The organism is Oceanobacillus profundus (assembly GCF_003515705.1).
GTDB classification, from domain to species: domain Bacteria; phylum Bacillota; class Bacilli; order Bacillales; family Amphibacillaceae; genus Oceanobacillus; species Oceanobacillus profundus.
The window spans coordinates 1-23,118 of sequence record NZ_QWEH01000013.1; the positions used below are offsets into that span (position 1 = coordinate 1).

General features: G+C 35.0%; 22 protein-coding genes and 4 pseudogenes. 21 read left to right on the forward strand and 5 right to left on the reverse strand.

Going from position 1 to position 23,118, the window contains the following annotated elements; translation table 11 throughout:
• Together D1B32_RS24155 and D1B32_RS16380 are read left to right on the forward strand one after the other, a co-directional pair.
• Positions 1–230: hypothetical protein (locus D1B32_RS24155; protein WP_205126991.1), on the forward strand; the 230-nt coding region annotated here is incomplete at its 5' end.
• 30 nt (positions 231–260) lie between these two features.
• Positions 261–1,094, forward strand: coding sequence for a hypothetical protein (locus tag D1B32_RS16380; protein WP_077735371.1), 834 nt, complete (start codon positions 261–263; stop codon positions 1,092–1,094).
• Between the two features lie 661 nt (positions 1,095–1,755).
• Here the strand turns inward: D1B32_RS16380 and D1B32_RS16390 are convergent.
• Positions 1,756–2,013, reverse strand: a complete 258-nt coding sequence (locus D1B32_RS16390; protein ID WP_095312491.1) for a hypothetical protein — start codon at positions 2,011–2,013, stop codon at positions 1,756–1,758.
• A 171-nt stretch (positions 2,014–2,184) separates the two neighbouring features.
• Here D1B32_RS16390 and D1B32_RS16395 point away from each other — a divergent pair, with 171 nt between their 5' ends.
• The 15 genes from D1B32_RS16395 (at position 2,185) to D1B32_RS16465 (ending at position 17,748) form a co-directional block, all read left to right on the forward strand.
• A complete protein-coding gene (locus D1B32_RS16395; RefSeq protein ID WP_095312488.1) occupies positions 2,185–3,222 on the forward strand; it encodes a hypothetical protein in 1,038 nt (345 codons plus the stop codon).
• On the forward strand, positions 3,212–4,825 hold the full coding sequence (locus tag D1B32_RS16400; protein ID WP_118889934.1) for a coiled-coil domain-containing protein: 1,614 nt from the start codon (positions 3,212–3,214) through the stop codon (positions 4,823–4,825). The genes D1B32_RS16395 and D1B32_RS16400 overlap by 11 nt, the downstream gene beginning before the upstream one ends.
• 90 nt (positions 4,826–4,915) lie before the next feature.
• Positions 4,916–5,866 carry a DNA cytosine methyltransferase gene (locus D1B32_RS16405; protein WP_240033816.1) on the forward strand — a complete coding sequence of 317 codons (951 nt, stop codon included), beginning with the start codon at positions 4,916–4,918 and terminating at the stop codon, positions 5,864–5,866.
• A 186-nt stretch (positions 5,867–6,052) separates the two neighbouring features.
• Positions 6,053–6,247: a hypothetical protein gene (locus tag D1B32_RS16410; protein ID WP_240033817.1), complete on the forward strand. Its 195-nt coding sequence runs from the start codon at positions 6,053–6,055 to the stop codon at positions 6,245–6,247.
• Positions 6,248–6,338: 91 nt separating this feature from the next.
• Positions 6,339–6,653, forward strand: coding sequence for a YdcP family protein (locus D1B32_RS16415; RefSeq protein ID WP_095312475.1), 315 nt, complete (start codon positions 6,339–6,341; stop codon positions 6,651–6,653).
• A 12-nt stretch (positions 6,654–6,665) separates the two neighbouring features.
• Entirely contained in the window at positions 6,666–7,046 is a 381-nt protein-coding gene (locus D1B32_RS16420) for a YdcP family protein (RefSeq protein ID WP_095312472.1), read from the forward strand.
• Positions 7,046–8,386: a type IV secretory system conjugative DNA transfer family protein gene (locus tag D1B32_RS16425; protein ID WP_095312469.1), complete on the forward strand. Its 1,341-nt coding sequence runs from the start codon at positions 7,046–7,048 to the stop codon at positions 8,384–8,386. The genes D1B32_RS16420 and D1B32_RS16425 overlap by 1 nt, the downstream gene beginning before the upstream one ends.
• Before the next feature lie 227 nt (positions 8,387–8,613).
• Entirely contained in the window at positions 8,614–9,816 is a 1,203-nt protein-coding gene (gene mobT / locus D1B32_RS16430; protein WP_095312466.1) for a MobT family relaxase, read from the forward strand.
• 26 nt (positions 9,817–9,842) lie between these two features.
• Positions 9,843–10,064: a hypothetical protein gene (locus D1B32_RS16435; protein WP_010097509.1), complete on the forward strand. Its 222-nt coding sequence runs from the start codon at positions 9,843–9,845 to the stop codon at positions 10,062–10,064.
• A 167-nt stretch (positions 10,065–10,231) separates the two neighbouring features.
• Positions 10,232–10,732 (forward strand): antirestriction protein ArdA, encoded by a 501-nt coding sequence (locus tag D1B32_RS16440; RefSeq protein ID WP_095312464.1) that lies wholly within the window; start codon positions 10,232–10,234, stop codon positions 10,730–10,732.
• Positions 10,733–10,793: 61 nt separating this feature from the next.
• Positions 10,794–11,186: a conjugal transfer protein gene (locus tag D1B32_RS16445; protein WP_095312461.1), complete on the forward strand. Its 393-nt coding sequence runs from the start codon at positions 10,794–10,796 to the stop codon at positions 11,184–11,186.
• A complete protein-coding gene (gene tcpF, locus D1B32_RS16450) occupies positions 11,170–13,626 on the forward strand; it encodes a conjugal transfer ATPase TcpF (protein ID WP_095312457.1) in 2,457 nt (818 codons plus the stop codon). Before D1B32_RS16445 ends, tcpF begins: the two co-directional genes overlap by 17 nt.
• A 25-nt stretch (positions 13,627–13,651) precedes the next feature.
• Positions 13,652–15,802: a CD3337/EF1877 family mobilome membrane protein gene (locus D1B32_RS16455; RefSeq protein ID WP_420814767.1), complete on the forward strand. Its 2,151-nt coding sequence runs from the start codon at positions 13,652–13,654 to the stop codon at positions 15,800–15,802.
• A gap of 8 nt (positions 15,803–15,810) precedes the next feature.
• Positions 15,811–16,821: a bifunctional lytic transglycosylase/C40 family peptidase gene (locus tag D1B32_RS16460; protein ID WP_187393172.1), complete on the forward strand. Its 1,011-nt coding sequence runs from the start codon at positions 15,811–15,813 to the stop codon at positions 16,819–16,821.
• A gap of 15 nt (positions 16,822–16,836) precedes the next feature.
• Entirely contained in the window at positions 16,837–17,748 is a 912-nt protein-coding gene (locus D1B32_RS16465) for a conjugal transfer protein (RefSeq protein ID WP_088053204.1), read from the forward strand.
• A gap of 34 nt (positions 17,749–17,782) precedes the next feature.
• Here D1B32_RS16465 and D1B32_RS16470 read toward each other — a convergent pair.
• Positions 17,783–17,932: pseudogene (locus tag D1B32_RS16470) on the reverse strand (TetR family transcriptional regulator); the annotation flags it as partial.
• 325 nt (positions 17,933–18,257) lie between these two features.
• Between D1B32_RS16470 and D1B32_RS16475 the strand changes: the two are divergent.
• Positions 18,258–19,010: an alpha/beta fold hydrolase gene (locus tag D1B32_RS16475; protein WP_088053202.1), complete on the forward strand. Its 753-nt coding sequence runs from the start codon at positions 18,258–18,260 to the stop codon at positions 19,008–19,010.
• On the opposite strand, the gene D1B32_RS16480 is transcribed toward D1B32_RS16475, so the two are convergent.
• Positions 18,979–19,191, reverse strand: coding sequence for a hypothetical protein (locus D1B32_RS16480; protein ID WP_088053201.1), 213 nt, complete (start codon positions 19,189–19,191; stop codon positions 18,979–18,981). The two genes, D1B32_RS16475 and D1B32_RS16480, sit on opposite strands and share 32 nt — an antisense overlap.
• 216 nt (positions 19,192–19,407) lie before the next feature.
• Between D1B32_RS16480 and D1B32_RS16485 the strand changes: the two are divergent.
• Both D1B32_RS16485 and D1B32_RS16490 read left to right on the forward strand, forming a co-directional pair.
• Positions 19,408–19,529 (forward strand): annotated as a pseudogene (locus D1B32_RS16485) (TetR/AcrR family transcriptional regulator); the annotation flags it as partial.
• A gap of 323 nt (positions 19,530–19,852) precedes the next feature.
• Positions 19,853–20,455: a hypothetical protein gene (locus D1B32_RS16490; RefSeq protein WP_095312447.1), complete on the forward strand. Its 603-nt coding sequence runs from the start codon at positions 19,853–19,855 to the stop codon at positions 20,453–20,455.
• A gap of 351 nt (positions 20,456–20,806) precedes the next feature.
• Here the strand turns inward: D1B32_RS16490 and D1B32_RS16495 are convergent.
• Positions 20,807–21,034: pseudogene (locus D1B32_RS16495) on the reverse strand (LOG family protein); the annotation flags it as partial.
• A gap of 650 nt (positions 21,035–21,684) precedes the next feature.
• Positions 21,685–22,290: a TetR/AcrR family transcriptional regulator gene (locus D1B32_RS16505; protein ID WP_088053198.1), complete on the reverse strand. Its 606-nt coding sequence runs from the start codon at positions 22,288–22,290 to the stop codon at positions 21,685–21,687.
• 96 nt (positions 22,291–22,386) lie between these two features.
• Here D1B32_RS16505 and D1B32_RS16510 point away from each other — a divergent pair.
• A pseudogene (locus tag D1B32_RS16510) lies at positions 22,387–23,099 on the forward strand (GAP family protein).
• Positions 23,100–23,118 lie beyond the last annotated feature (19 nt).

Genomic DNA, 23,118 nt, shown 5'->3' on the forward strand with positions numbered 1-23,118 from the left:
AAAATTATTGTCTGGTAACTTTAATTTTATCAAAAGGTGTCCTTTTTGTATGCATAAAAAGAGCGGTACTCACCAACTTATTGGCGAGTACCACTCTTTTTAATTACTGGGGTTTTGTCCCAGCCTCTTTTGGTGGAACAAATGTTATAAATATTGTTTATGCACCACCTGTTCAAAAAAGGATACAACTTTATCACTATACCCAACAGACCTTAAAAGTAATGTTATAATAAAAATAGAAACACTTGAGGAGGTATAGTGTGTCAGAACGTGCTTACAGCTTAGAATTAAATAGAAATATAAGTGCAAAACAAGCGAGTAATTTTTCGATCAAGGGACGATTACACGACAGGCGGGCATTTCAATGTAGTAATCCAAACTGTCAAATTAATATGACTTGCACAAACTGGAACAAAAAAGGAATACGATATTTTTTTACACCATCATCTCAAGACGAGCTTCATGTCATTGGATGTAGTGAATTGTCGGAGGAGGAAATTAAAGAACAAGAAAAACTTGAAAGCAATCTTGCCAAGGAATCTATTCAAAAAAATGGATTAATTAAGATGACAAAATCGATTGGTAAAGCAAAAAGTAATGATAAAACTAATTTAAAAACTGAATTCTCCAGTGAGGAAACTAATCAAACAACTAATTCGAATAATAAAGTGAAAAGCGAAGCAAGACACGTCTACCCTATTGCCAGTTTTATTAATTTATTTGAAGATCCTGGACTAGACAAAGATTCACAAATCATCGCTATCGAAAATGAAAAAATTTCATTGAACGAATTATTTTTGGAAAGTAAAAATAACTTTGTTCCGTATGACTGTACACGAATAATCTACGGGGAAGCATTAATTAGAACCGCTAAGTTTGGTGATAATATGTTAGAAATTGAATTCATTAATAGTAAATTACCAAAAATTTTTTCAAATATAAAATCGGTATCTGAGAATAAGTCTACGTCTGATTTAAAAAAATTCTTAGACACAAACAAAAAAGTAGTTGTCTATTATCGAGGTAAACTAATCAAAAATGGTACTAAGTTTGAATCATTCAATGATCATGTATTTAAAGATATTTACTTTTAAGGAATCAAAACAAATCTATGATCCTTCTCCTAAAATAATTTAATGTAGATTACTTGTAGAATAAAAAAAGAATCTAAATTCTTTGATATACAAAGATTTCTAGCCCCGCTATTACTACTCTACTCCCAGTCTGTTGTAAACGTACATCATATAAAGAAAAACACAGTAGTATCATGGAGTTTGGGAGCATATGAAAACAATTAAGCCGCATAGAAAAAAGTAAAAAATGCCAGTTGTTCCAAATCGGAATTTCTATTTACTATCTGGAAATAGAGCCTAAACTTAAATATTCTTAATAGGGCGTTCAAGTCTTTGAACATCTTTTCATTTGTCTAGTCACTTAACTTTTTTCCAAGTGAGTCTAACAGTTTCAAACCCACGTCAAAAACCCAGTCAAAAGTTTCACTGTTATACTCACCCAATTGGCTGTGAACAGCACGATTTAAAACACTTGAAATATCATATATCAATGAACTTTCACCGCTAGTAATGATATTGTTTTTTGATAAAATATTAGTCATTTTATTTAGACCAAATCGTTGACCATCGAGAGAGTTCTTTTCAACTAATTTAATCAATGTGCTTTCTAATTCAATTCTTAAACCTGCAAGGGCAAGTTTTGGATCTTCATATCTTAAATTGTAAAATGTATAATTATTACTTATTTCATTCTCTTTAGTACCAGTAAAATTCCTGCTTCATCAGCATTCTTCTGGATTGCTTGCTTTTGGTCTTCTGTAATTAACTCAACTTTACCAAGACCATTTATTTCTAAAGACTTTATGTATTGAATAAACCAAGGTACTAACGCTAATACAATTAGCATTACCGAAATCGAATCGATATTTAACTCTGGTTTCAATATTCTTAACAGAAAAATTCCAATAAATAATATTGAGGCTGATAGTTTAAATTTCATTTAAGGTACCTCCAAAGACATATATATTGATTATATTAATTATTAGCAAGAAAAACATTACGAATAATGATGAAGCATTTATTTAGTGAATAATTTAATTTGAATTATTAGATTGTTTATTACCTTTAATATACAATGAAATTAAAACTGTTGCTAGAAAGGGAAAATATTATGGTCTATACTGTCTCCTCCTCGGAAAAATTAAGAAAATCCGCAGCAGATTCGGAAACGAAAGCGCTACTTTATTTAATGAATTTTCATGAAAACAATGATGATATTCACTATTTTGTTGTGGATTTTTTTAATGATTTAACTGGAATGGATCGAATGGCAGATAGACTTTGGGATATTCAATCTAAAGGAGCAAAAAACAACTCCCCAAAAGCACTAGGAAGAGAACTTGTAACATTATATAAAAACTTTGTTAGTTATTTTGAATTTGACAGTTATATTTTGTTTGTTGGGGGCGTGTCATCCACTGTTCGTATTGATTCAACAAAAAACATCTTTAAAATCGATAACATTCAAGTGAATGCACGTGAAAAATTAAAAGAGGGATTAGTCGAAGAGGCTCAATCAAAAAATTATATTAATTCTTCTGATATTTCCGTTGAAAGAATTGAGGAATTTTTGAACAACGTTCTTTTCGTGATAGATGATAAAGAACCCAGTGATTACGTAAAATCTATTATTAAAGATCATATTGCTCTAATACCAAAAAATGACGAACTAACAGCAATTTTTAATGAAATTCGGAAAATTCAATCGGATAAGAAAAATACAGACCCAGTGGAAGGCGTTACCATTACTTCTATCGATCAATCCTTATACTACTATCGACATTTAACTAGTGGTCAAATAAAAACACTTGTAATAGGTAGATTAATTAATAAGAACCCATTTGAAAAAGGGTGTCCTGTTCCTTTTATAGATATCTACACTTCTTTTCCTCCTGAATCAAGAAAAGATGCATTAGAGGAGTGTAAAATTGCATTCTCAAGAGCTCTTTTCAATAAAAACTGTGCTGAAGAATTTTGGGTATTATTTAACGAAACATATAATAAAATACTTGATTATCCAAATAAAAGTGTAGAAGAAATATTTAATTTACTAGATAAAAACACAAAGCAAAACTGTCCTGACTTTGATAACTTGTCTTTAAAATACTTTATTGCAACTGTAAAAGAGGGTTTACAAAATGATAATTAAAAAGATTGCTGTGGGAAATTCACATGAAGCATATATAGAAAAAAGGTTAACAAAAGAACTAAACGTTATTTCAAGTGATGACAACAACAAAGGAAAAACTATTATTATACAGTCTTTGATGTATTGTCTTGGTAGCGAACCAGTTTTTCCATCATCTTTCAAATTTGAAGAATATTATTATATTATTGAGTTTGAATTTAATAGCACTACGTACATTATCTCAAGAAAAAAAGACACTTTTGTATTGTATGTAGAAAAATCAATATTAATATTTGATAATGTTTCCGAACTAAAAAGATACTGGACAAAAAACATATATCCACTGCCTGAAATTATAAAAAATGGAGTCCAAAGAATTGTAGATCCTGATTTATTTAATCAAATTTTCTTTGTTGGTCAGGATAAAAAGGATTCTTCAAATATTTCAAATAAAGGGTTTTATACAAAAAAGGACTTTTATAATGTCCTCTATTCTTTTGCTAGTCTAGGGGGAAAGACACTAAGTTTGGCAGAAATTTCACTTGAAAAAGCTAAATTAAAAAGCTTGAAAGAAGAAAAAAAGATTCTTTTGGAAAAAAATAAAATTTTAAATTCAAAGGATCAGTCTATGACTTATATAAGTAAACATAGCGATAGAGTAGCCTTTGAAGATAAAATAAAACAGATTGAAAATGTGAGGAAAAATTTAGTACTCTCAAAAAATGACAGGAATCGAACATTAAATCGTCGTATAAAATATGAAAATACTTTAAAAGAACTCAACTCTTTGAATAGAACAATATCAACAGGTGAATTACAATGCTTAGATTGTCATTCTACTCATATAGGGTACTCTTCTAGCATCAAAAAAAGTTTTACTTTTGATGTTTCAACTAAAGAGGTTAGAAACCAAATTATTGAATCTATCACTGAAAAAATAGATTCATATACTGAAGAACTAGATAAACAAACTAGTGAAATAAATATCTATCAACAACAGCTTCAAGAACTATTATCTGATGAAGACATTTCTTTAGAATCAATCATTCTTTACAAAGAAGATGTAACTGACATTGATAAAATTGAAGTAAAGTTAGAATCTTTAGAAAAACAAATTTCGGGGATAAACTCATCTATTAAAGAGAGTGAATCGAATAGTAAAGAAACTATTAATAAACAAAATTTACTCATGAAAGATATATTAAAGGTAATGAATGATGTATATAAACAAATTGATCCTAATGGAAATTTGATTTTTGACGATATATTTACTAAGAAAAGTCAAGTTTTTTCCGGAAGTGAAGCGACTCAATTTCATTTAGCTAAAACTTATGCTCTTGCTAAAGTTCTGAAACATCCCTATCCAATTGTTATTGATTCTTTTCGAGCTGAAGATTTATCAACAGATAGAGAACAAATTGTAATTGATTTATTTAACCAGCTAGATAATCAAGTAATATTTACAACGACATTAAAAAAGGAGGAAATTGGAAAGTATAATAATGTTTCAGAGATAAACCATATTGATTACAGTTCTCACATTCCCAGCAAAATCCTTCGAAAAGAATATGTAGATGAATTTACTATACTAACGAAAAAATTGATGGTAGATATTTTGAATTAAAATTTAATATCTTTAAAATTTCTAAAAGTATTTTAATTAGACACTTCTCATTCCGAAGTGTCTTTTTTATTTTAAAGTGAGTTGATTAAAATGAAAAATTTAACACTTGGTAGCCTTTTTGATGGAATCGGTGTCTTCCCCCTCTCTGCTTCCCGTTTTGGAATTAGTCCAACATGGGCAAGTGAGATTGAAAAAGCACCTATATCTATTACAAAACGACACTTTCCTAACATGATTCATTTTGGAGATATTACTAAAGTAAATGGTGGGGAAATTCCACCTGTTCATATCATTACATTTGGGTCACCTTGTCAGAACCTATCCAATATTGGTAAACGAGAAGGTCTTACTGGAAGTCAATCCAGTTTATTTTATCATGCAATACGAATTATAGAAGAAATGAGGTGCGCAACGAATGGAACATATCCAGTTATCGCTGTTTGGGAAAACGTCATGGGAGCTTTTTCATCAAATAACAGGCTGGATTTTAAGGCCGTGCTTGAATCGTTCACAAATACCGAAATTTCAATGCCTACTTCTGGAGTCTGGGCAAACGCTGGAATGGTCCGAGGGAATGATGTTGATATCGCTTGGCGATTGTTGGATGCCCAATATTGGGGAAAGCCCACACTCGCTCAAAGAAGAAGACGTATCTTCCTCGTGGCAGATTTTGGAGGAACACGTGCCACAGAAATACTATTTAAAGCCCGCGATTTGCAATCGATTTTTACGTCTTGCAGAGAAAGCAGGCTGTCCTCCCCCACTACCAGTAGAATATCTTCTCAAAAAGCAGGGGGGAAAATACCCATCGTCCGCCCCTTTCAAGAAAGACGCATGCGAAGTACAGCTAAAGAAAGAAACAAAAAAGGATTTCATGGAAGTTTCGGAAAAACAAACGATCCCTTCCCTACTTTGTTAGCGGGCTCTGTCAATAACTTTTCTTTTTGGTACGAAGGGAAAGAAAATGAAGGCTATATTCGGCAGCTTACTCCATTGGAATGCGAACGTTTAATGGGTTTACCAGAGGGTTGGACAGCCTAAGGGAACAAAGGTGAAGCGATTAGTGATTATGCTAGATATAAGGCAATTGGAAATGCGATTGCTGTACCATGTGCGGAATATATTATGGCTGGTATTGCTGAAGTTTTATAGATAATAAAACCAACGTATGACAAATTCTATCTGTCATGCTTTTTTTATTGCCCAAAATAAGGTGGTGTGATTTATATGGAAGAAATTGAAACGAAAGTAATGGATTGGATTGAAGACCATTTTGTTTTAAATGAGATAAAGATTGAAGACTTTCCGTTTTTTCCTCATGGAAAATTGATACGTGATAAAAATGAAGAAACGATGGTTGTTTTTTGGTGTGTATTTATGGACGTGTGGATTATCGACTACAAGAAGCATAGGAGTGATTGACAAATGAAAGAGTATTTTCCCCGTTCCCCTCCCTTCTCCCCTTGCTTACTAATAAATAACAAAAATTAAAACAAGAAGAGAGGTCTATATAATGGAGTTAAAACATGTCATTCCAAATATGGAAAAAACGTTTGGAAATTTAGAATATGCTGGTGAAGGTAAGGTGGAACAACGCCGTATTAATGGGCGCATGACAACATTGTCACGTAGTTATAATTTGTACTCCGATATTCAACGTGCAGATGATATTGAGGTAATCTTGCCTCAAGAAGCCGGAGAGAAATTCTTTGAACATGAAGAAAAAGTGAAATTGGTCAATGCAAAAATTACCGCAGAAGGTTATAAAATTGGTGATCGCGGTTTTACAAAATACATTTTACATGCTGACGATATGGTCAAAGCATAAGGAGGAAAAAACATGAGGTTAGCAGAAGGAATTGTCATTGATAAAGAAAAGACATTCGGATTATTAAAGTTTTCGTCATTACGTCGGGAAGTGTTTTTGCAAAATGAAGATGGAACGGTATCAACAGAAGTAAAAGAACGCACGTATGATTTAAAGTCTCGTGAACAAGGACGTATGATTCAAGTAAGTATTCCTGCATCCGTTCCATTAAAAGACTTTGATTATAATGCAGAAGTGGAACTGATTAATCCTGTCGCAGATACAGTCGCAAATGCAACTTTTCGTGGTGCGGATGTGGATTGGTATATCAAGGCAGATGACTTGGTTTTAAAAGGGAAAACAGCGTCGCCAGGCACTAACACTCAAAAATCCACTCCATCCAAAGATAAATAATGAAATTTTACAAAAAAAGAGGGAAGCGAATTCGACCGAGTGACGCCTCTCTCTTTTTTCAATTTATCTTTTTTGGGTTGTTTGGTGTATGGCTCGTTTTCTTTATCCCTTTTCATATAAAGTTTTTACTTTCGACAACGTGGGAAGTTGATCCATTTCAAACTCACTTTATAAGTACGTATGGATTCAGTTCCCTAATTATTAGTTTGCTATTGATGGCAATCTGTGCATTTGTTTATTATCGGTATCGTTATAACCATCTAAAACAGTTGATGCATCGTCAAAAGCTCGCAAAGATGATTTTAGACAATCAGTGGTATGAAACAAAACAAGTGATAAATGAAGGATTTTTCAAAGATATCCCATCTAGTAAGGCGAAGGAAAAAATGACTCATTTTCCAAAGATGTATTATCGGTATGAAAAAGGCATGATTCATATTCAAGTAGAAATAACACTTGGTAAATATCAAGAGCCACTTTTAAATTTGGAAAAAAAGTTAGAAAGTGGCTTGTATTGTGAGTTAGTGACAAAGGAATTACATGATTCCTATGTGGAGTATGTGCTTTTTTATGATATGATTTCGAACCGTATTTCAATTGATGAAGTCATTGCGCAAAACGGTCGTTTAAAGCTCATGAAATCAATGGATTGGGAATACAATCAGCTGCCACATATGTTGATTGCTGGCGGAACAGGTGGCGGAAAAACGTATTTTATTCTTACATTGATTGAAGCGTTGTTAAAAACGAATGCGAAGTTATATATTTTAGATCCGAAAAATGCAGATTTAGCCGATCTAACTACTGTCATGCCTGGAGTATATTATAAAAAAGAAGACATGATGGCATGTATTAACCAATTTTATGAAGATATGATGGCTCGAAGTGAAGAAATGAAACAAATGCAAGGATATAAAACAGGGGAAAATTATGCTTACTTGGGTTTACCTCCCCATTTTCTAGTGTTTGACGAATACGTAGCTTTTATGGAAATGCTTGCTTCTAAAGAAAGTACAGCTGTATTAACGAAACTAAAACAAATTGTAATGTTAGGTCGTCAAGCCGGTTTCTTTCTTATTCTCGCCTGTCAGCGGCCAGATGCAAAGTATTTAGGCGATGGGATTCGTGATCAATTTAATTTTCGCGTTGCTTTAGGCAGAATGTCCGAACTAGGATATGGCATGATGTTCGGATCGGATGTCCAAAAACAATTTTTCCTAAAACAAATTAAAGGACGCGGGTATGTCGATAAAGGTGATGGTGTCATTTCTGAATTTTACACACCTCTTGTCCCCAAAGGACATGATTTTCTAAAAGAAATTGGAAAGTTAGTGTCATAAAGGCTGCCCAGTGCGGCGGCGTGCGAAGCGAAAGCCGACGTGCTGGGCTAAGCCTGCGTGGCGACAGCCACGCCTTAACCCCCCAATTCTAACAGGGGGGTAGAAAAACAATAAGAAACTGTTCCAAAAGCCAATAACACCTGATGGCGCAACGGTTTGGAGCATATCAAGAAGATGTCAGCTTTTAACCTTTAGTTGACATCTTTTTTTAGTTTGGAGGAATGCACATGAATCAAGTACCTTGGTATCAACGGTTAAAAGAAAAACGATTGGAATACGGTGTATCGCAAAATAAACTAGCTACTCATATTGGGATTTCAAGACAATATATGAGTGAAATTGAAACGGGAAAAGTAACACCTTCCGATTCACTACAAGCTACCTTGTTCGATATTTTAGAGCAATTTAATCCAGACGCTCCATTAGAAATCTTGTTTGACTATGTACGAATTCGATTTTTAACGATAAACCCGAAGCCTGTCATTGAAGAGATTTTGAAACTCAAAATGGAGTACATGTTACATGAGGATTATGCGTTTTATTCCTATATGGAACAATATGTTTTTGGTGATATTGTGGTGATGGTTTCACCTGATGAGGACAAAGGCTGTTTACTTGAACTTAAAGGAAAGGGATGCAGACAATTTGAGAATTTCTTACTAGCACAGCAACGAACATGGTTCGATTTTTTTATGGACGTGTTTCGTGTTGGCGGAGTTTTCAAACGAATTGATCTTGCGATAAACGATAAAACAGGGATATTGGATATTCCATTTCTGACTAACAAATGTCGTAATGAAGAATGTATCTCTGTTTTCCGTAGTTTTAAAAGCTATCGTTCTGGTGAACTTGTGCAGAGTGAAGACAAGCCTGACATGGGAAATACGTTATATATTGGCTCTTTAAAAAGTGACGTGTACTTTTGTGCGTATGAAAAGGATTATGAACAATACGTGAAATTTGGAACATCACTCGAAGATACGGACGTGAAAAATCGCTTTGAAATTCGATTAAAGAATGATCGTGCTTACCATGCGGTTGTCGATCTAATGATGTATGAAGACGCTGGACGGACTGCCTTTTCGATCATTAATCGGTATATTCGTTTTGTCGATAAGGACGAGGAAAAACGTCGCAGTAGTTGGAAAATGAATAAGGAATGGCAACGATTTTTGGATTTGGGTGTGAATAGAAAAATTTCATTAACGACAAAGCCCGAACCTTACACTTTTGATAAGACACTCAGATGGCTAGCTCATCAAGTCGCCCCCACTTGGAAACTAGCGACAAAGATAGATGAACTCAATCAAACGAGTGTAATTAAGGATATGTTGGAACAGACAGAGTTATCCAAGCGCCATCAAAAAATACTCATGCAACAAACCATTCCTATAGAGAAAGTGATTCAACCATCATCAGATAACGAATGATTAACTTTTGAAGGGAGAAAATCCAAATGAATTTTGGGCAGAATTTATACAACTGGTTTCTAAGTAATGCACAATCGTTAGTATTAATGGCAATTGTCGTGATTGGAATTTATTTAGGCTTTAAACGAGAGTTTTCCAAATTGATAGGCTTTTTAATTATTGCTTTGGTTGCGGTTGGATTAGTCTTTAATGCGGCCGGAGTGAAAGATGTGTTGTTAAACCTCTTTAATCGAATCATAGGGGCTTAAATTATACCGTTTTTTTGTGGAAGATAAGTGGTCTTCTTATGTTCTGCAAAAAAATGGTGGACCAAACGGTAGTGCGGTAGGGATTAACAAGCCTCATTTGTGTATCAACAGATAAAACGCTGCTGCTTTTTTTATGGCTATTTTTAATAAAAAGGATGTGATAACCAATGGAAATGCAGGTCTATATAGCTAACCTCGGAAAATATAATGAGGGTGAATTGGTTGGTGCTTGGTTTACCCCACCCATTGATATGGAAGATGTGAAAGAACGTATTGGTTTAAATGACGAATATGAAGAATATGCAATTCATGATTTCGAGTTGCCCTTTGAGGTGGATGAATATACGCCGATTTCTGAAATCAATCGGTTATGTGCAATGGTTCAAGAAATCGAAGGCTCTCCTTTATATGATGCACTATCAGAAGTGCAAGGCTATTGGTTTGATAGTTTGGAAGAATTACTGGAACATCAGGATGACATCATTTGTTATTCTGATTGTGAAGATATGGAAGATGTTGCGAGATACTTGATAGAAGAAACAGGCGTACTTGGAGAAGTCCCTGCTAACTTACAGAATTATATTGATTACAGAGCTTTTGGACGTGACCTTGAAATTGAAGGCAGCTTTCTCGTGACGTCACATGGTGTATTTGAATATGTTCAATAGATGAAGAAGCAGCTTGTTCTCGTACAGGCTGCTTTTTCTATGTACGAAAGGATGATTTTATATGAAAAAACTCAAAAGTTATACTCGTATTTGGTCAGTCGAAAAAGTGATTTATGCCATTAATGATTTTCGTTTACCTTTTCCCGTAACATTCAATCAAATGTCATGGTTTGTACTTTCGCTCTTAGTTGTCATGTTGTTAGGAAATCTTCCCCCGTTATCTTTGATTAATGGTGCATTATTAAAATATGTCGGAATACCAGTTGGTTTGACATGGTTTATGAGCCAGAAAACATTTGATGGCAAAAAACCGTACAGCTTTCTCAAGTCTGCATTGACCTATTGGTTTCGACCTAAAGTTACGTATGCAGGAAAACCTATCAAACTACAACATGTAAAGGTAAATGAAAGCTTAACGGCTGTTAGGAGTGAAATCCATGCGTTATCCGATTAAATATCTTGAAAACAATCTTGTTTTCAATCATGACGGCGAATGTTTTGCGTATTATGAGCTGTTGCCATATAATTATTCCTTTTTATCGGAGGATGAGAAAATACAGGTTCATGACCATTTCCGTCAATTGATTGCACAAAATCAAGACGGGAAAATACATGCTTTACAGATTAGTACCGCAAGTAGTATTCGCTCGGTACAAGAACGAAGCAAAGACTTAGTCACAGGGCGATTACAAGAGGTTGCTTATGAACGGATTGACGACCAAACGGAAGCCCTTGTTTCCATGATTGGTGAACATCAAGTAGATTATCGTTTCTTTATTGGGTTTAAGCTGTTACTGAATGAAGAAGAAGTCAGTATGAAATCAATGGGGAAAAACATTAAAAATTCACTATCTTCATTTGTCCGTGATGTGAATCATCATCTGATGGGAGATTTTGTTTCCATGCCTCATGATGAAATTAGACGTTTCTCTAAAATGGAATCGTTATTACAAAACAAAATTTCGAGACGTTTTAAGGTACGCCCATTAGATAAAAATGACTTTGGCTATCTAATTGAACATCTTCACGGCCAAACTGGAATGGCTTATGACGAGTATGATTATGCTCTTCCCCTAAAGAAGTTAAAAAGGGAAACGTTAGTGAAACGATATGATCTGATTAAACCGTCCCGTTGTTTAATTGAGGAAAACCAACGCTATTTAAAAATCGAACAGGAAGAACAAACAACATATGTGGCCTACTTTACGATTAATTCCATTGTCGGTGATCTTGAGTTTCCATCGGATGAAATCTTTTATTATCAACAACAACAATTTGATTTTCCAATCGATACTTCCATGAACGTAGAAATTGTAACGAATAAAAAAGCATTGTCTACCGTTCGGAATAAGAAAAAGGAACTCAAAGACCTGGATAACCATGCCTGGGAATCCGATAACGAAACAGGTAGCAATGTCATCGACGCGCTGGAACAGGTCAATGAACTAGAAGATGTGCTCGACCAAAGTAAAGAATCAATGTATAAGTTAAGCTATGTCATTCGAGTATCTGCCCCTAACTTGGATGAACTCAAACAGCGTTGTAATGAGGTGAAAGATTTTTATGATGATTTGAACGTAAAACTTGTTCGTCCATTTGGAGATATGATCGGTTTACACAGTGAATTTATCCCAGCCAGTAAACGGTATATGAATGATTATATCCAGTACGTAACTTCTGACTTTTTAGCAGGACTCGGATTTGGAGCTACACAAATGCTGGGAGAAACAGAAGGAATATATTTTGGTTACAACTTAGATACGGGAAGAAATGTATACCTAAATCCAAGCTTAGCCAGTCAAGGTGTAAAAGGTTCCGTCACCAATGCGTTAGCTTCCGCTTTTCTAGGTTCACTGGGTGGTGGAAAATCATTCTCGAACAACTTACTTGTTTATTACTCGGTTCTCTTTGGTGGTCAAGCTCTCATTGTTGATCCCAAGGCGGAACGAGGAAACTGGAAAGAAACATTGCCCGAAATTGCTCATGAAATAAATACTGTCAATTTAACGAGTGAGGAAAGCAATAAAGGATTACTTGATCCTTTTGTCATTATGAAAAAGAAAAAAGACTCGGAAAGTCTTGCAATTGATATTCTTACCTTTCTCACGGGTATATCGAGTCGAGATGGAGATAAATTCCCGGTATTACGACGAGCGATTCGAGCCGTCGGCCAACAGGAAGAACGTGGTTTACTTCTTGTGATCCATGAACTAAGAAGTGATCCCAATCCTTTAGCAGGCCCTATTGCTGACCATATCGAAAGTTTTACGGATTATGACTTCGCCCACCTTCTGTTTTCAGATGGAGCAGTGAAAAACTCGATTAGCTTAGAAAAACAATTAAATATCATCCAAGTGGCAGACTTAGTATTACCAGATGCAGAAACAAATTTTGAAGAGTATACGACGATGGAGTTACTTAGTGTCGCTATGCTCATTGTCATTTCTACATTTGCATTAGATTTTATCCATTCGGATCGCAGTGTATTCAAAATTGTAGATTTAGACGAAGCTTGGTCATTCTTGCAAGTAGCACAAGGAAAGACATTATCTAACAAACTAGTGCGAGCGGGGCGTGCGATGAATGCGGGTGTGTACTTCGTCACGCAAAATGCGGCTGATCTAACCGATGAAAAACTAAAAAATAACATTGGTGTGAAGTTTGCTTTTCGCTCTAGGGATATAAATGAAATAAAAAAGACACTTGAATTTTTTGGAGTAGATAAAGAAGATGAAGGGAATCAAAGGAAACTTCGGGAACTGGAGAACGGTCAATGTTTAATTCAAGATTTGTATGGACGTGTGGGGATTATTCAAGTCCACCCTGTCTTTGAAGATTTATTTTATGCTTTTGACACGCGTCCACCTTCACAGGAGAAGAAAGGTGGCGATTAATTTGAACAAACAAAAATGGAAAAAGATTGTCTTAACGGTGGTACTTATTGGTACTGCCGTTTTTCTATACCTTCTTTTACTTGGAACATTTGCCCAAGCTGCTGGGTTGGTTGATGATACGATATCGGAAGACAATCTGTATTCTAAATATCCGCTTGATCATTACCAACTCGATTTTTACGTAGACACAGGTTGGGATTGGCTGCCATGGAATTGGAATGATGGCATTGGAAAACAAGTGATGTATGGACTATACACAATCACGAATTTCATTTGGATTATTAGCCTGTATTTATCAAATGCGACAGGCTACTTAATCCAACAAGCTTATTCTCTCGACTTCATTTCCCAAACAGCAGACGCTATCGGGAAAAACATGCAAACATTAGCTGGAATTACAGCAAGTGGGTTCAGTAGTTCTGGATTTTATGTAGGTTTTTTGCTTCTTTTCATTTTAGTGATTGGGATTTACGTGGCATATACAGGATTAATGAAACGGGAAACGACGAAAGCGATTCGGGCAATCCTAAACTTTTTAGTCGTGTTTATTTTGTCAGCTTCTTTTATCGCTTACGCTCCAACATATATTGCTAAAATCAATGATTTTTCAGCAGATATTAGTCAAGCAAGTTTAGATTTAGGAACTAAAATTTTGATGCCTAACTCTACAAGTCAAGGAAAAGACAGCGTTGATCTGATACGGAATAACCTCTTTTCCATTCAAGTGGAACAGCCTTGGATGTTATTACAATTTGGTGATTCGGATAAAGAAACAATTGGCGAAGAACGTGTCGAAACCTTAGTTTCTATCAATCCTGATACGAATAACGGGAAAGATCGTGAAGATGCTGTCAAAGCAGAAATTGAAGACCATGACAATAAAAACTTAACGATTACGAAAACGACCACTCGCTTAGGAATGGTCTTCTTTTTATTTCTATTCAATATTGGGATTTCAATTTTTGTGTTTCTTCTTTCGGGAATTATGATCTTCTCGCAAATTCTGTTTATTATCTATGCGATGTTTTTACCCATCAGTTTTTTACTGTCGATGATACCGACTTTTGAAAACATGGGAAAACAGGCGATTATGAAACTATTTAATGTGATTATGCTTCGGGCTGGTATTACGCTCATTATTACAGTTGCTTTTAGTGTTTCATCCATGCTTTACAGCTTAACAACAAGTTATCCATTTTTCTTGATTGCCTTTTTGCAGATTGTGACGTTTGCAGGCATTTACATGAAACTTGGTGACATTATGAGCATGTTTAAACTGCAAAGTAGTGACTCGCAACAAGTTGGACGTCAAGTTATGCGTCGCCCTTACCGAATGTTTAATCGTGGCAGCCGGCGATTACAGCGAACAATCGGACGCACCCTTGCAGGAGCAACAGCTGGAGCAACGGTCGGGGCAATGGTTGGAAAATCAAAGCAAACAAAAGGGGCCTTCCCCCCTATTCGACCGTTACAGCGGTTGACATCAACTGCAAATAACAATAAAGAACGCTCAAATGGCAATACAAAACAAACAACTTTGAGCCAGAAAGTAGGTCAAGTCACAGGAAAAATGCTTGGTGCGAAAAGTCAGTTCCGTGCAAATATAGTTCATCGTAAAGAACAACTGCATGATTTACCTACTACTGCTCAATATGCGGTGATGCAAGGAAAAGAAAAGCTTACAAAGCCTACCCGTAATTTTAAAGAAGGCATGAAGCAAGCAAAGGAAAAGAGACAAAAAACACATGCAGACCGTCAAGCAAAACATCGTCAAACCATTGCAGATAGACGGCAAGCATTGGATAAAAAACGTACCCCTTCTCTAAAGACTGCTAGTTATGAACGACCAGTCACGCATGATGTCAATGAATCAGCACATCAAGACAGATTAAAGAACCCAACTGTTCAACAAAAAGAAAAGATAAGACCTGTCGCAAAAAGCGAGCATATGAAGCAATTCAAATTACAACGACAGTTATCGAGTCCAGACAGAAAAGTGTATTTTACAGATAATCCCAAACAACCAGTAAAAAAAGAAAACCGATCTCCCAATGAAGAACGTTCTCGATCAAAAAATAGTCGGACAATCATCGAGCGTCCTTCTAAACCGTTGAAACGTACAAACCAGAAACAAATCACTAAGCGTCCAATCCATGCAACTAGGAGGAAACGCTAATGAAAGTCATGAAATTAAAAATCATGTTCATTGCTTTGGGATTAGGCTTTCTTGCCTTTTTAGGATTATTGGCCTTTGTAGCGATTTTTATATCGAATGAAGAACACTCATTAGATAGTGATGACTCCATTGATGAGATAGGCGGTATATCTGTTTCTGCGGATGTGCTAAAACATCAAGCAATGGTAGAAAAATATGCGAAAGAATATGGCATTCTTGAGTATGTTTCTACTCTACTTGCCATTATTGAAGTAGAAAGCGGCGGCAAGTTAAAAGATGTGATGCAAAGTAGTGAATCATTGGGATTACCACCAAACACATTGGATACCGAAGCATCGATTCAACAAGGGACAAAATACTTTGCGGATTTATTACGTTCCGCAAAAGCAAGCGGTGTCGATGAGAATACAGTCATTCAAGCATATAACTATGGCGGTGCTTTTATTGATTACGTTGCAAAAAGAGACACACAATATAGTTTTGGACTAGCCGAAAGTTTTGCGAAAGAACGTTCAGGCGGTAGCAGAGTCATTTATTCAAATCCAATAACCAAAAAGAAAAATGGTGGTTGGCGTTACCGTTATGGCAATATGTTTTATGTCGATTTAGTCAGTCAATATTTTATATCGCCTCACTTCGATGATGAAATGGTTCAGATCGTGATGAATGAAGCTTTAAAGTATGAAGGGTTTCCTTATGTTTTTGGGGGAGATAATCCAAATACTTCTTTTGATTGTAGCGGATTAACACAATGGAGTTATCGAAAGGCGGGTATTAACTTGCCCCGAACAGCGCAGGAACAGTATGACGTGACCGAGCATATACCCTTGTCTGAAGCAAAACCTGGTGATTTAGTATTCTTTCATTCCACATATAATGCAGGAACCTATGTCACTCACGTTGGGATCTATGTTGGGAACAACCAAATGTATAATGCTGGAGATCCAATCGGTTATGCAGATTTAACTACTGCCTACTGGCAAAAACACTTAATTGGAGCTGGACGTATTAAACAATAGAAAGGTTTGAATCAAATGAGAAGATTTTTTAAAAGAAAAGAAAAACAAACGACCGAAACAAAATCCAGAAAAATGAAAGTACGGACTGTCGGTACACGTAAAAAAACAGTAACTCTTTTATGGATATTACTTATTGGTAGCCTAGCCTTTGGAATCTATAAAAACTTTACAGCAATTGATCAACATACCGTTCATGAAAGAGAAATCATTGAAACCAAGATCATGGATATGAATGCGATTGAAAGCTTTACGAAAAACTTTGTGAAAGATTACTACACATGGCAAAATGAAAAAGATTCCATTGAACAACGGGTGGAAAAGATCAGTCACTATTTGACAGAGGAATTACAAGCATTAAATACCGATACCGTAAGAGATGATATTCCTACTAGTTCCAACGTAGGTAATATTGATATCTGGTCAGTGTCACCAGAAAATGATAATACCTATGCGGTTGTTTATTCGGTAGATCAAAAAATTATGGAAGATAAAAATAGCGAAATGGTCCGATCCACCTATCGAATCTTATTACATCAAGATAATGTAGGAAACTTAGTAATTATACAAAGCCCTACCTTGTGGAGCTTACCGAATAAATCAGATTATGAGCCACAACAACCTGAAAGTAATGGAACAGTTGACTCTGATACGGTGCAAGAAGTGACAGAGTTTTTGGAGACATTCTTTACATTTTATCCGACTGCAACAGAACAGGAACTTGATTATTATGTGAAAAATAATGCTTTACCACCGATTGGTAAGGATTATCTATTTTCAGGGCTAGTCAAGCCAGTATTCCAGACAATAGAGAACCAAATAAAAGTATGGGTTACTGTTAAATATATTGACGAAGCAACAAAAGCCACACAGTATTCGCAATATATACTCACGTTAGAAAAAGATACAAATTGGATGATTGTCGAGTAAAAATGATTTAGTTTATTTACTGTAGCTTTAGAATAAAGGTTTGATCAATTGCTCCGGTAGGCATTCCAGCTTCAGATGCAATTCTTCGGATAGATGCTTTTTCAATGCCTTCCGTTTCAATAATTTTCCAAGCTGTTTCAGCGATCATTTTTCTTTTGTGATCATGATCAACTATTTTCGGCACTCAAATCACCTCTTGCTTTTATTTAGCACACTGTGTTATTATCATTTCATCACAGTGTGTGGAATAAATAAAGGGGGATGTTTAAATTATTGAAATCACTTATTGGAACATTAAAGAGGATGGGCATTATAAAAGTGGTGAAATAGGACCTTCTTGAGCAATTAAATCATTTGTAATGGTACATTAAACTTCCTTTTTAACCGAACAAGTTTATTAAATGGTTTTGTGAACAGTTTAGGAGATAATAAGAAAAGGAATCTTAGAAATGAAACGAAGATAGTCATGGGCAATGCCTACATTTTTCAGGGAAAGGAGATTGAAATAGATGGATCTTCATTACGAAATTAAAGGAAGAGGAAAGCCAGTTATACTACTTCATAGTGGAGCTATGGATTCACGTGACTGGGAATTCATCACACCACATCTTTCAAAGTCGTTCAAAGTAATCACTCTTGATGTCCGGGGTGCAGGAAGGTCACCCATTCCGAATGAACCCATTGATTATGTTGAGGATCTTAGAAAACTTTTGGACCATCTTAAAATTAAGAAAGGTGCCCTCGTTGGACATTCCCTAGGTGGACAAATTGCAACTGATTTTACTCTGACCTATCCAAAAAGGGTGTCTCAACTGGTATTGGTCGCTCCAGGCCTGTCGGGGTTTAAATTTTCTTCCGAACATGCGGAATTAGAGAGCCGAGTTTCTAAAGTTGCACCAGATGTCGAGAAAATGACTAATATAATATTAAGCGAGCCTTCCTGGAGCGTTTCTTTTGGAAAAGCATACGATTTATTGCGCGAAATGATGATACACAATATTCAAAAGACTTTTGATTGGAAAACATTCGAAACTGTTTCCTCCAATTCAGCGATGGAAAGATTGGGAGAAATTAAAACGAAGACACTTTTTATCATAGGCGAGAAGGACTCAGGAGATCTCTTTAAAATCGCACAATTATATAAGGAAGTTCCCAATATTAACTTTGTGCGTATACCTGGTGCTAATCATATCATAACTTTGACCCACCCTGAGGAAGTTTCCGACCATATCAGTCTTTTTTTGAGCTTACCAGAATGGTAATCAGAAATGACATCTTATCACCATAGACAAATAATTCTAAACCACTTGCGCCAAAACTAGCAAAATCTAAGGTTTTCCATTCACCTGGTTCTGTATTTTCATTAAGTATATCTATGATTTTTATATTTTCTTCATTGAAGTTTTTAAAATTTTTATCATACTCAATAAAATAGAGTGCCATGTTACCCCTGTTCCAGTCAATGAATCCATGGGGCTGTCTCCACCTAAAGAATATTGATAACTTATGACACCTTCACGTCTTTATATCAGTTGGTGAGAAATTAAATGACAAAAGTAATGGCTATTCTCAAACAGCATGACTAGAGCCAGTGGTACCACTGTTTCTTTTTTATACATTAAAAGAGATTAAAGGATTTCCTATTAATAAGGAGTGTTTATGAATGCTCGAAACTATCACGGTTTTCATGCTGTTGGAATAAAGAAAATTATTGAGGAAGCAAATGTAGCTACTATGACGTTATACAAAACCACTTTACATCGAAGGAACAACTAATCGAAAATGATGCTTTTATTAGAAGGGCAACTTCGATGGCAGAAACCGTTGGATCCTAAAAAGCAGAAACATGCCATTCATATGTTGAAATCACTTTTAAAAACATGGGACAAGTAGTTGCAGGTCTATGTAAATATCATATATTACCAGAAAAGCCAGTCAATTATTAAGGAGGTGAAAATTAAGTCATATTATTACAAAAAGGAAGGTGAGGTTCAAGCGGAAAAAGTTAAAGAATATCGTGTTGTGGATTTAAAATAAAGTTTAACCGTTTTGAAAAAAGTTGCACTACAATAGATTGACTTTTAATTTAAGAGGAGGAACTTTGATGAAAAGAAAATTGATTCGTAATCTGTCTTTAGCTTTAATAGCCCTAGTAGGATTTTTCTCTTTAGTTTTTAGTTTTGAAGGTAGAACAAATGCAGCTAGTTTAACATCGAATCCAGATCAGGATCTAAAAGTTGACACAGTAGATGGAATAAAATATACACCAGATAAACATAAAAAAATTGTTGGAATGGTAGTTGAAGCAACTGATCAAGGAGAAAAGGTACATGGCTTCTCTACTCCAGAAAAATATGAAGCATATCATCAAAAAGTTACAGAGGGATTATCTAGTCAGTCAATAGGTATAATGGCAAGACCAACTTATTTATATGAACATACTTCGGGTCATGGATATGGAAGATCATTAATTGCGTATCCTGGAACTCAGGTCACTTCTCTGAGTACTGCATGGGATAACAGAATATCTGCTGTATCTGTAGCTCCTGGTTCTTGGATTAGGCTCTATCAAAATCGTTATTATGGTGGTCATTATTTAACTCTTGTAAGTTATCCAAACAAATACTTTACCACCAATTTAACTTCTTGGGGAATGTCTGGTACTACTTCTTGGAACGACCAAGTCTCATCTTATCGACTTAGATGAGAAAAACGGTAATGTCCACGAAAAAAAGGGAATCTTAAAACAACCATTCAACATTTCTGTGTTTGGATGGTATCACAAACTCACAGTCCTAATTATTGATCTTAGTTCAAAAAACAGGCTACTTTGTGAATAATCAGTCACCTAAAACTTCTAGAGTAAATTATTATTTGTTTATTTAACCAGAGCAAAGAGGAATATGAAGTTTAGAAAAACCTGGGACATTATGCATCATGATCGAAAGGGTTTAATGTCCTTCTATGAGCCTAATTTCTCAATTTTAAAGTTGAGAAATTAGGCTTTTATATTTACTTAATGCAAAATAGCGTTTAAATGGTGTGCAATATATCTCCTAAAGTGACATTCTAATGTTCCTGGTCCACCTGGCAAAGCGACAAAGCCATCTACAAGCTCTTCCAATTTAGCCTTTCTCTCATGCATAGATTCGACAACTATCAGCTTGGATAATCTTTTATGCGATATTTCTCTCTGCTCTAAAAAACTAGGCATAATTCCAATAACTTGTCTATCTTCATCTAAGACAGCATCCGCAACTGCTCCCATAACACCAACACTTGCTCCACAGTGTTCGCATGATGTGGCTAGTGCAGGGTTACGAACTAAGCTATCGCACGATTAATCGCTTTCGTTCCGATCCCCTCATTGAGAATATTCTACAGGAAGTTTTGTAAGAATGATGAGAAAATTGACATTTACGCGATATTAAAGAGAGTTTTATTTATACCGGAAAAACTTATCATAATCATCAATTTGATCCGGACTTATTCCAGTTTTATTAATCGCTTCTTGTTGAAATGAATTATTGCAACTTTTACATATATAATATTTATTTTCTCCTTTTTTGATTTTATAATATTGTGAATCAGAATGATTAATCGTAAATTTATTTTTGCAGAAAAAACATATAGTATCCAACATATTTTCACACTTCCTATCAGATTTTTATTGAAAAGTAACTATTTTTTAAACCTATGATTAAAAATGTGAATTTTTCATCTAATTTACTGCCATTCTAAAATAATTTATTTTTAACTTAGTTACAAGCTTATCCGTGAACTGTATTTTCACTAAAAATATGACGGCTATGCCTGTAATGGAAGGAAAAGCTGTAATATACTAAAGCCTACTTCATGCAACTGTTCAACAAAATGCCCCTTTAAAGTGCATCTCGTTATAACACAAATGGACTATAACTTCAGATACATGATCAATTAACTCAATTTACTTTCATCGCAGAGTGTTTCTAAATGATAACGGATTACTTCCTTCACCTTTTCTGGAGAGTAGACATCAGGTCTTAACAGAGCATGAATGGACAATCCATCAATTAATGCCGCTAGCCTACTCTTTTCTAATTTTACATTAGTTGAATCAGATAAAATCCCTTGTAGAACTAATATCTCGATCATTGAACTTGCTAATTCATACATACCGTTAGTCATCTCATCTTTTTTTTCTTTTAAAGTATCACTTGTAAGTGACTGAAGTGCAAGGATCCACCAAACACTCGTTTCGATTTTCTTTTCTTCATCAATTGGTATAAGCTCTAATAAAACTTCCGCAACCGCCTGCAATGGATTGTCTGACCAACTTTTACTTTGAGAACGTTTTTTCCCTTCTTCCAGATAATAATCCATGATAAATAATAACATTTCATCCTTAGTTGAAAAATAATGTCTTAACGCTCCAGCAGACATACCTGCTTCAATAGCAACTCTTCTTATAGATGCTTTTTCGATTCCCTCTTTCTTAATAATACTCCAAGCGGCCTCAGCAATTGACTTCCTCTTTTTTTCATGATTAACAATCCTTGGCATAAAAAATCACTTCCTTTTCTTAACACAGTGTGTTATTATAACTTTAACACACTGTGTTATTTAAATTATAACATATAAAAAGGAGGGACTCTATATTTGATTGAAAGTATTGAAGCATTGATGCCTTCTTCATCAATAGACACATCGATAGCTTTGCTAATTATTTCTATTTGCGCATTAATTGATATATTAAGTCCTGGTGTACTTGCTGTAACAGCTTATTTATTATTGACACAGCCTAATCAATTATCTTCTCGCTTGCTTGTTTTTTTGTTTATTACGCAGTTTGGCTACTTCGTAGTGGGCTTATTCCTATACTTTGGTGGAGATTCACTATTGAAAGGAATCGGAGAATTATCTGAATTTGACTTTATCAATTGGTTTTATCTCCTTTTTGGAGCAGTTATGGCTCTAATTAGCTTCTGTAAACCAAATGATAATACAAAAAAACGTTTAATTTCATTTATACCCCAAAAACAACGATGAAAGGGATGATCATGTTAGGTATCATTGTTTTTCTAATTGAATTTGTAACTGCTTTGCCTTACTTTTATTCCATTTTGTTAATGAATCACCTAACAATTGAGCCTTCCTCTTCTATCTTTATTATAATTGGCTACAATCTTGTAATGGTGCTTCCTTCTCTTCTTTTGTTAGGGGTTAATATTATGTTTAAAGAGAGACTGCAACAATTTTTAAATAAAATTAGATCAAAATTAAATGAAGCTCCGATTTCCTCACTCTTGGTAGCGATAGGAGTCGTAGGTGCGGTTTTTTTCAACATCGGTCTTAGAGGCATATTAAATTAAAAAATTATTAATGAGGTGT

What these genes read in the sequence shown, in the direction of transcription:
- D1B32_RS16505 (WP_088053198.1), bottom strand. Translation starts at nt 22,290, where the DNA reads ATGCCAAGGATTGTTAATCATGAAAAAAAGAGGAAGTCAATTGCTGAG.
- D1B32_RS16465 (WP_088053204.1), top strand. Translation starts at nt 16,837, where the DNA reads ATGAGAAGATTTTTTAAAAGAAAAGAAAAACAAACGACCGAAACAAAA.
- mobT (WP_095312466.1), top strand. Translation starts at nt 8,614, where the DNA reads ATGAATCAAGTACCTTGGTATCAACGGTTAAAAGAAAAACGATTGGAA.
- D1B32_RS16435 (WP_010097509.1), top strand. Translation starts at nt 9,843, where the DNA reads ATGAATTTTGGGCAGAATTTATACAACTGGTTTCTAAGTAATGCACAA.
- D1B32_RS16405 (WP_240033816.1), top strand. Translation starts at nt 4,916, where the DNA reads ATGAAAAATTTAACACTTGGTAGCCTTTTTGATGGAATCGGTGTCTTC.
- D1B32_RS16410 (WP_240033817.1), top strand. Translation starts at nt 6,053, where the DNA reads ATGGAAGAAATTGAAACGAAAGTAATGGATTGGATTGAAGACCATTTT.
- D1B32_RS16480 (WP_088053201.1), bottom strand. Translation starts at nt 19,191, where the DNA reads ATGGCACTCTATTTTATTGAGTATGATAAAAATTTTAAAAACTTCAAT.
- D1B32_RS16400 (WP_118889934.1), top strand. Translation starts at nt 3,212, where the DNA reads ATGATAATTAAAAAGATTGCTGTGGGAAATTCACATGAAGCATATATA.
- D1B32_RS16445 (WP_095312461.1), top strand. Translation starts at nt 10,794, where the DNA reads ATGAAAAAACTCAAAAGTTATACTCGTATTTGGTCAGTCGAAAAAGTG.
- D1B32_RS16490 (WP_095312447.1), top strand. Translation starts at nt 19,853, where the DNA reads ATGAAAAGAAAATTGATTCGTAATCTGTCTTTAGCTTTAATAGCCCTA.
- D1B32_RS16395 (WP_095312488.1), top strand. Translation starts at nt 2,185, where the DNA reads ATGGTCTATACTGTCTCCTCCTCGGAAAAATTAAGAAAATCCGCAGCA.
- D1B32_RS16415 (WP_095312475.1), top strand. Translation starts at nt 6,339, where the DNA reads ATGGAGTTAAAACATGTCATTCCAAATATGGAAAAAACGTTTGGAAAT.
- D1B32_RS16425 (WP_095312469.1), top strand. Translation starts at nt 7,046, where the DNA reads ATGAAATTTTACAAAAAAAGAGGGAAGCGAATTCGACCGAGTGACGCC.
- tcpF (WP_095312457.1), top strand. Translation starts at nt 11,170, where the DNA reads ATGCGTTATCCGATTAAATATCTTGAAAACAATCTTGTTTTCAATCAT.
- D1B32_RS16440 (WP_095312464.1), top strand. Translation starts at nt 10,232, where the DNA reads ATGGAAATGCAGGTCTATATAGCTAACCTCGGAAAATATAATGAGGGT.
- D1B32_RS16420 (WP_095312472.1), top strand. Translation starts at nt 6,666, where the DNA reads ATGAGGTTAGCAGAAGGAATTGTCATTGATAAAGAAAAGACATTCGGA.
- D1B32_RS16390 (WP_095312491.1), bottom strand. Translation starts at nt 2,013, where the DNA reads ATGAAATTTAAACTATCAGCCTCAATATTATTTATTGGAATTTTTCTG.
- D1B32_RS16475 (WP_088053202.1), top strand. Translation starts at nt 18,258, where the DNA reads ATGGATCTTCATTACGAAATTAAAGGAAGAGGAAAGCCAGTTATACTA.
- D1B32_RS16460 (WP_187393172.1), top strand. Translation starts at nt 15,811, where the DNA reads ATGAAATTAAAAATCATGTTCATTGCTTTGGGATTAGGCTTTCTTGCC.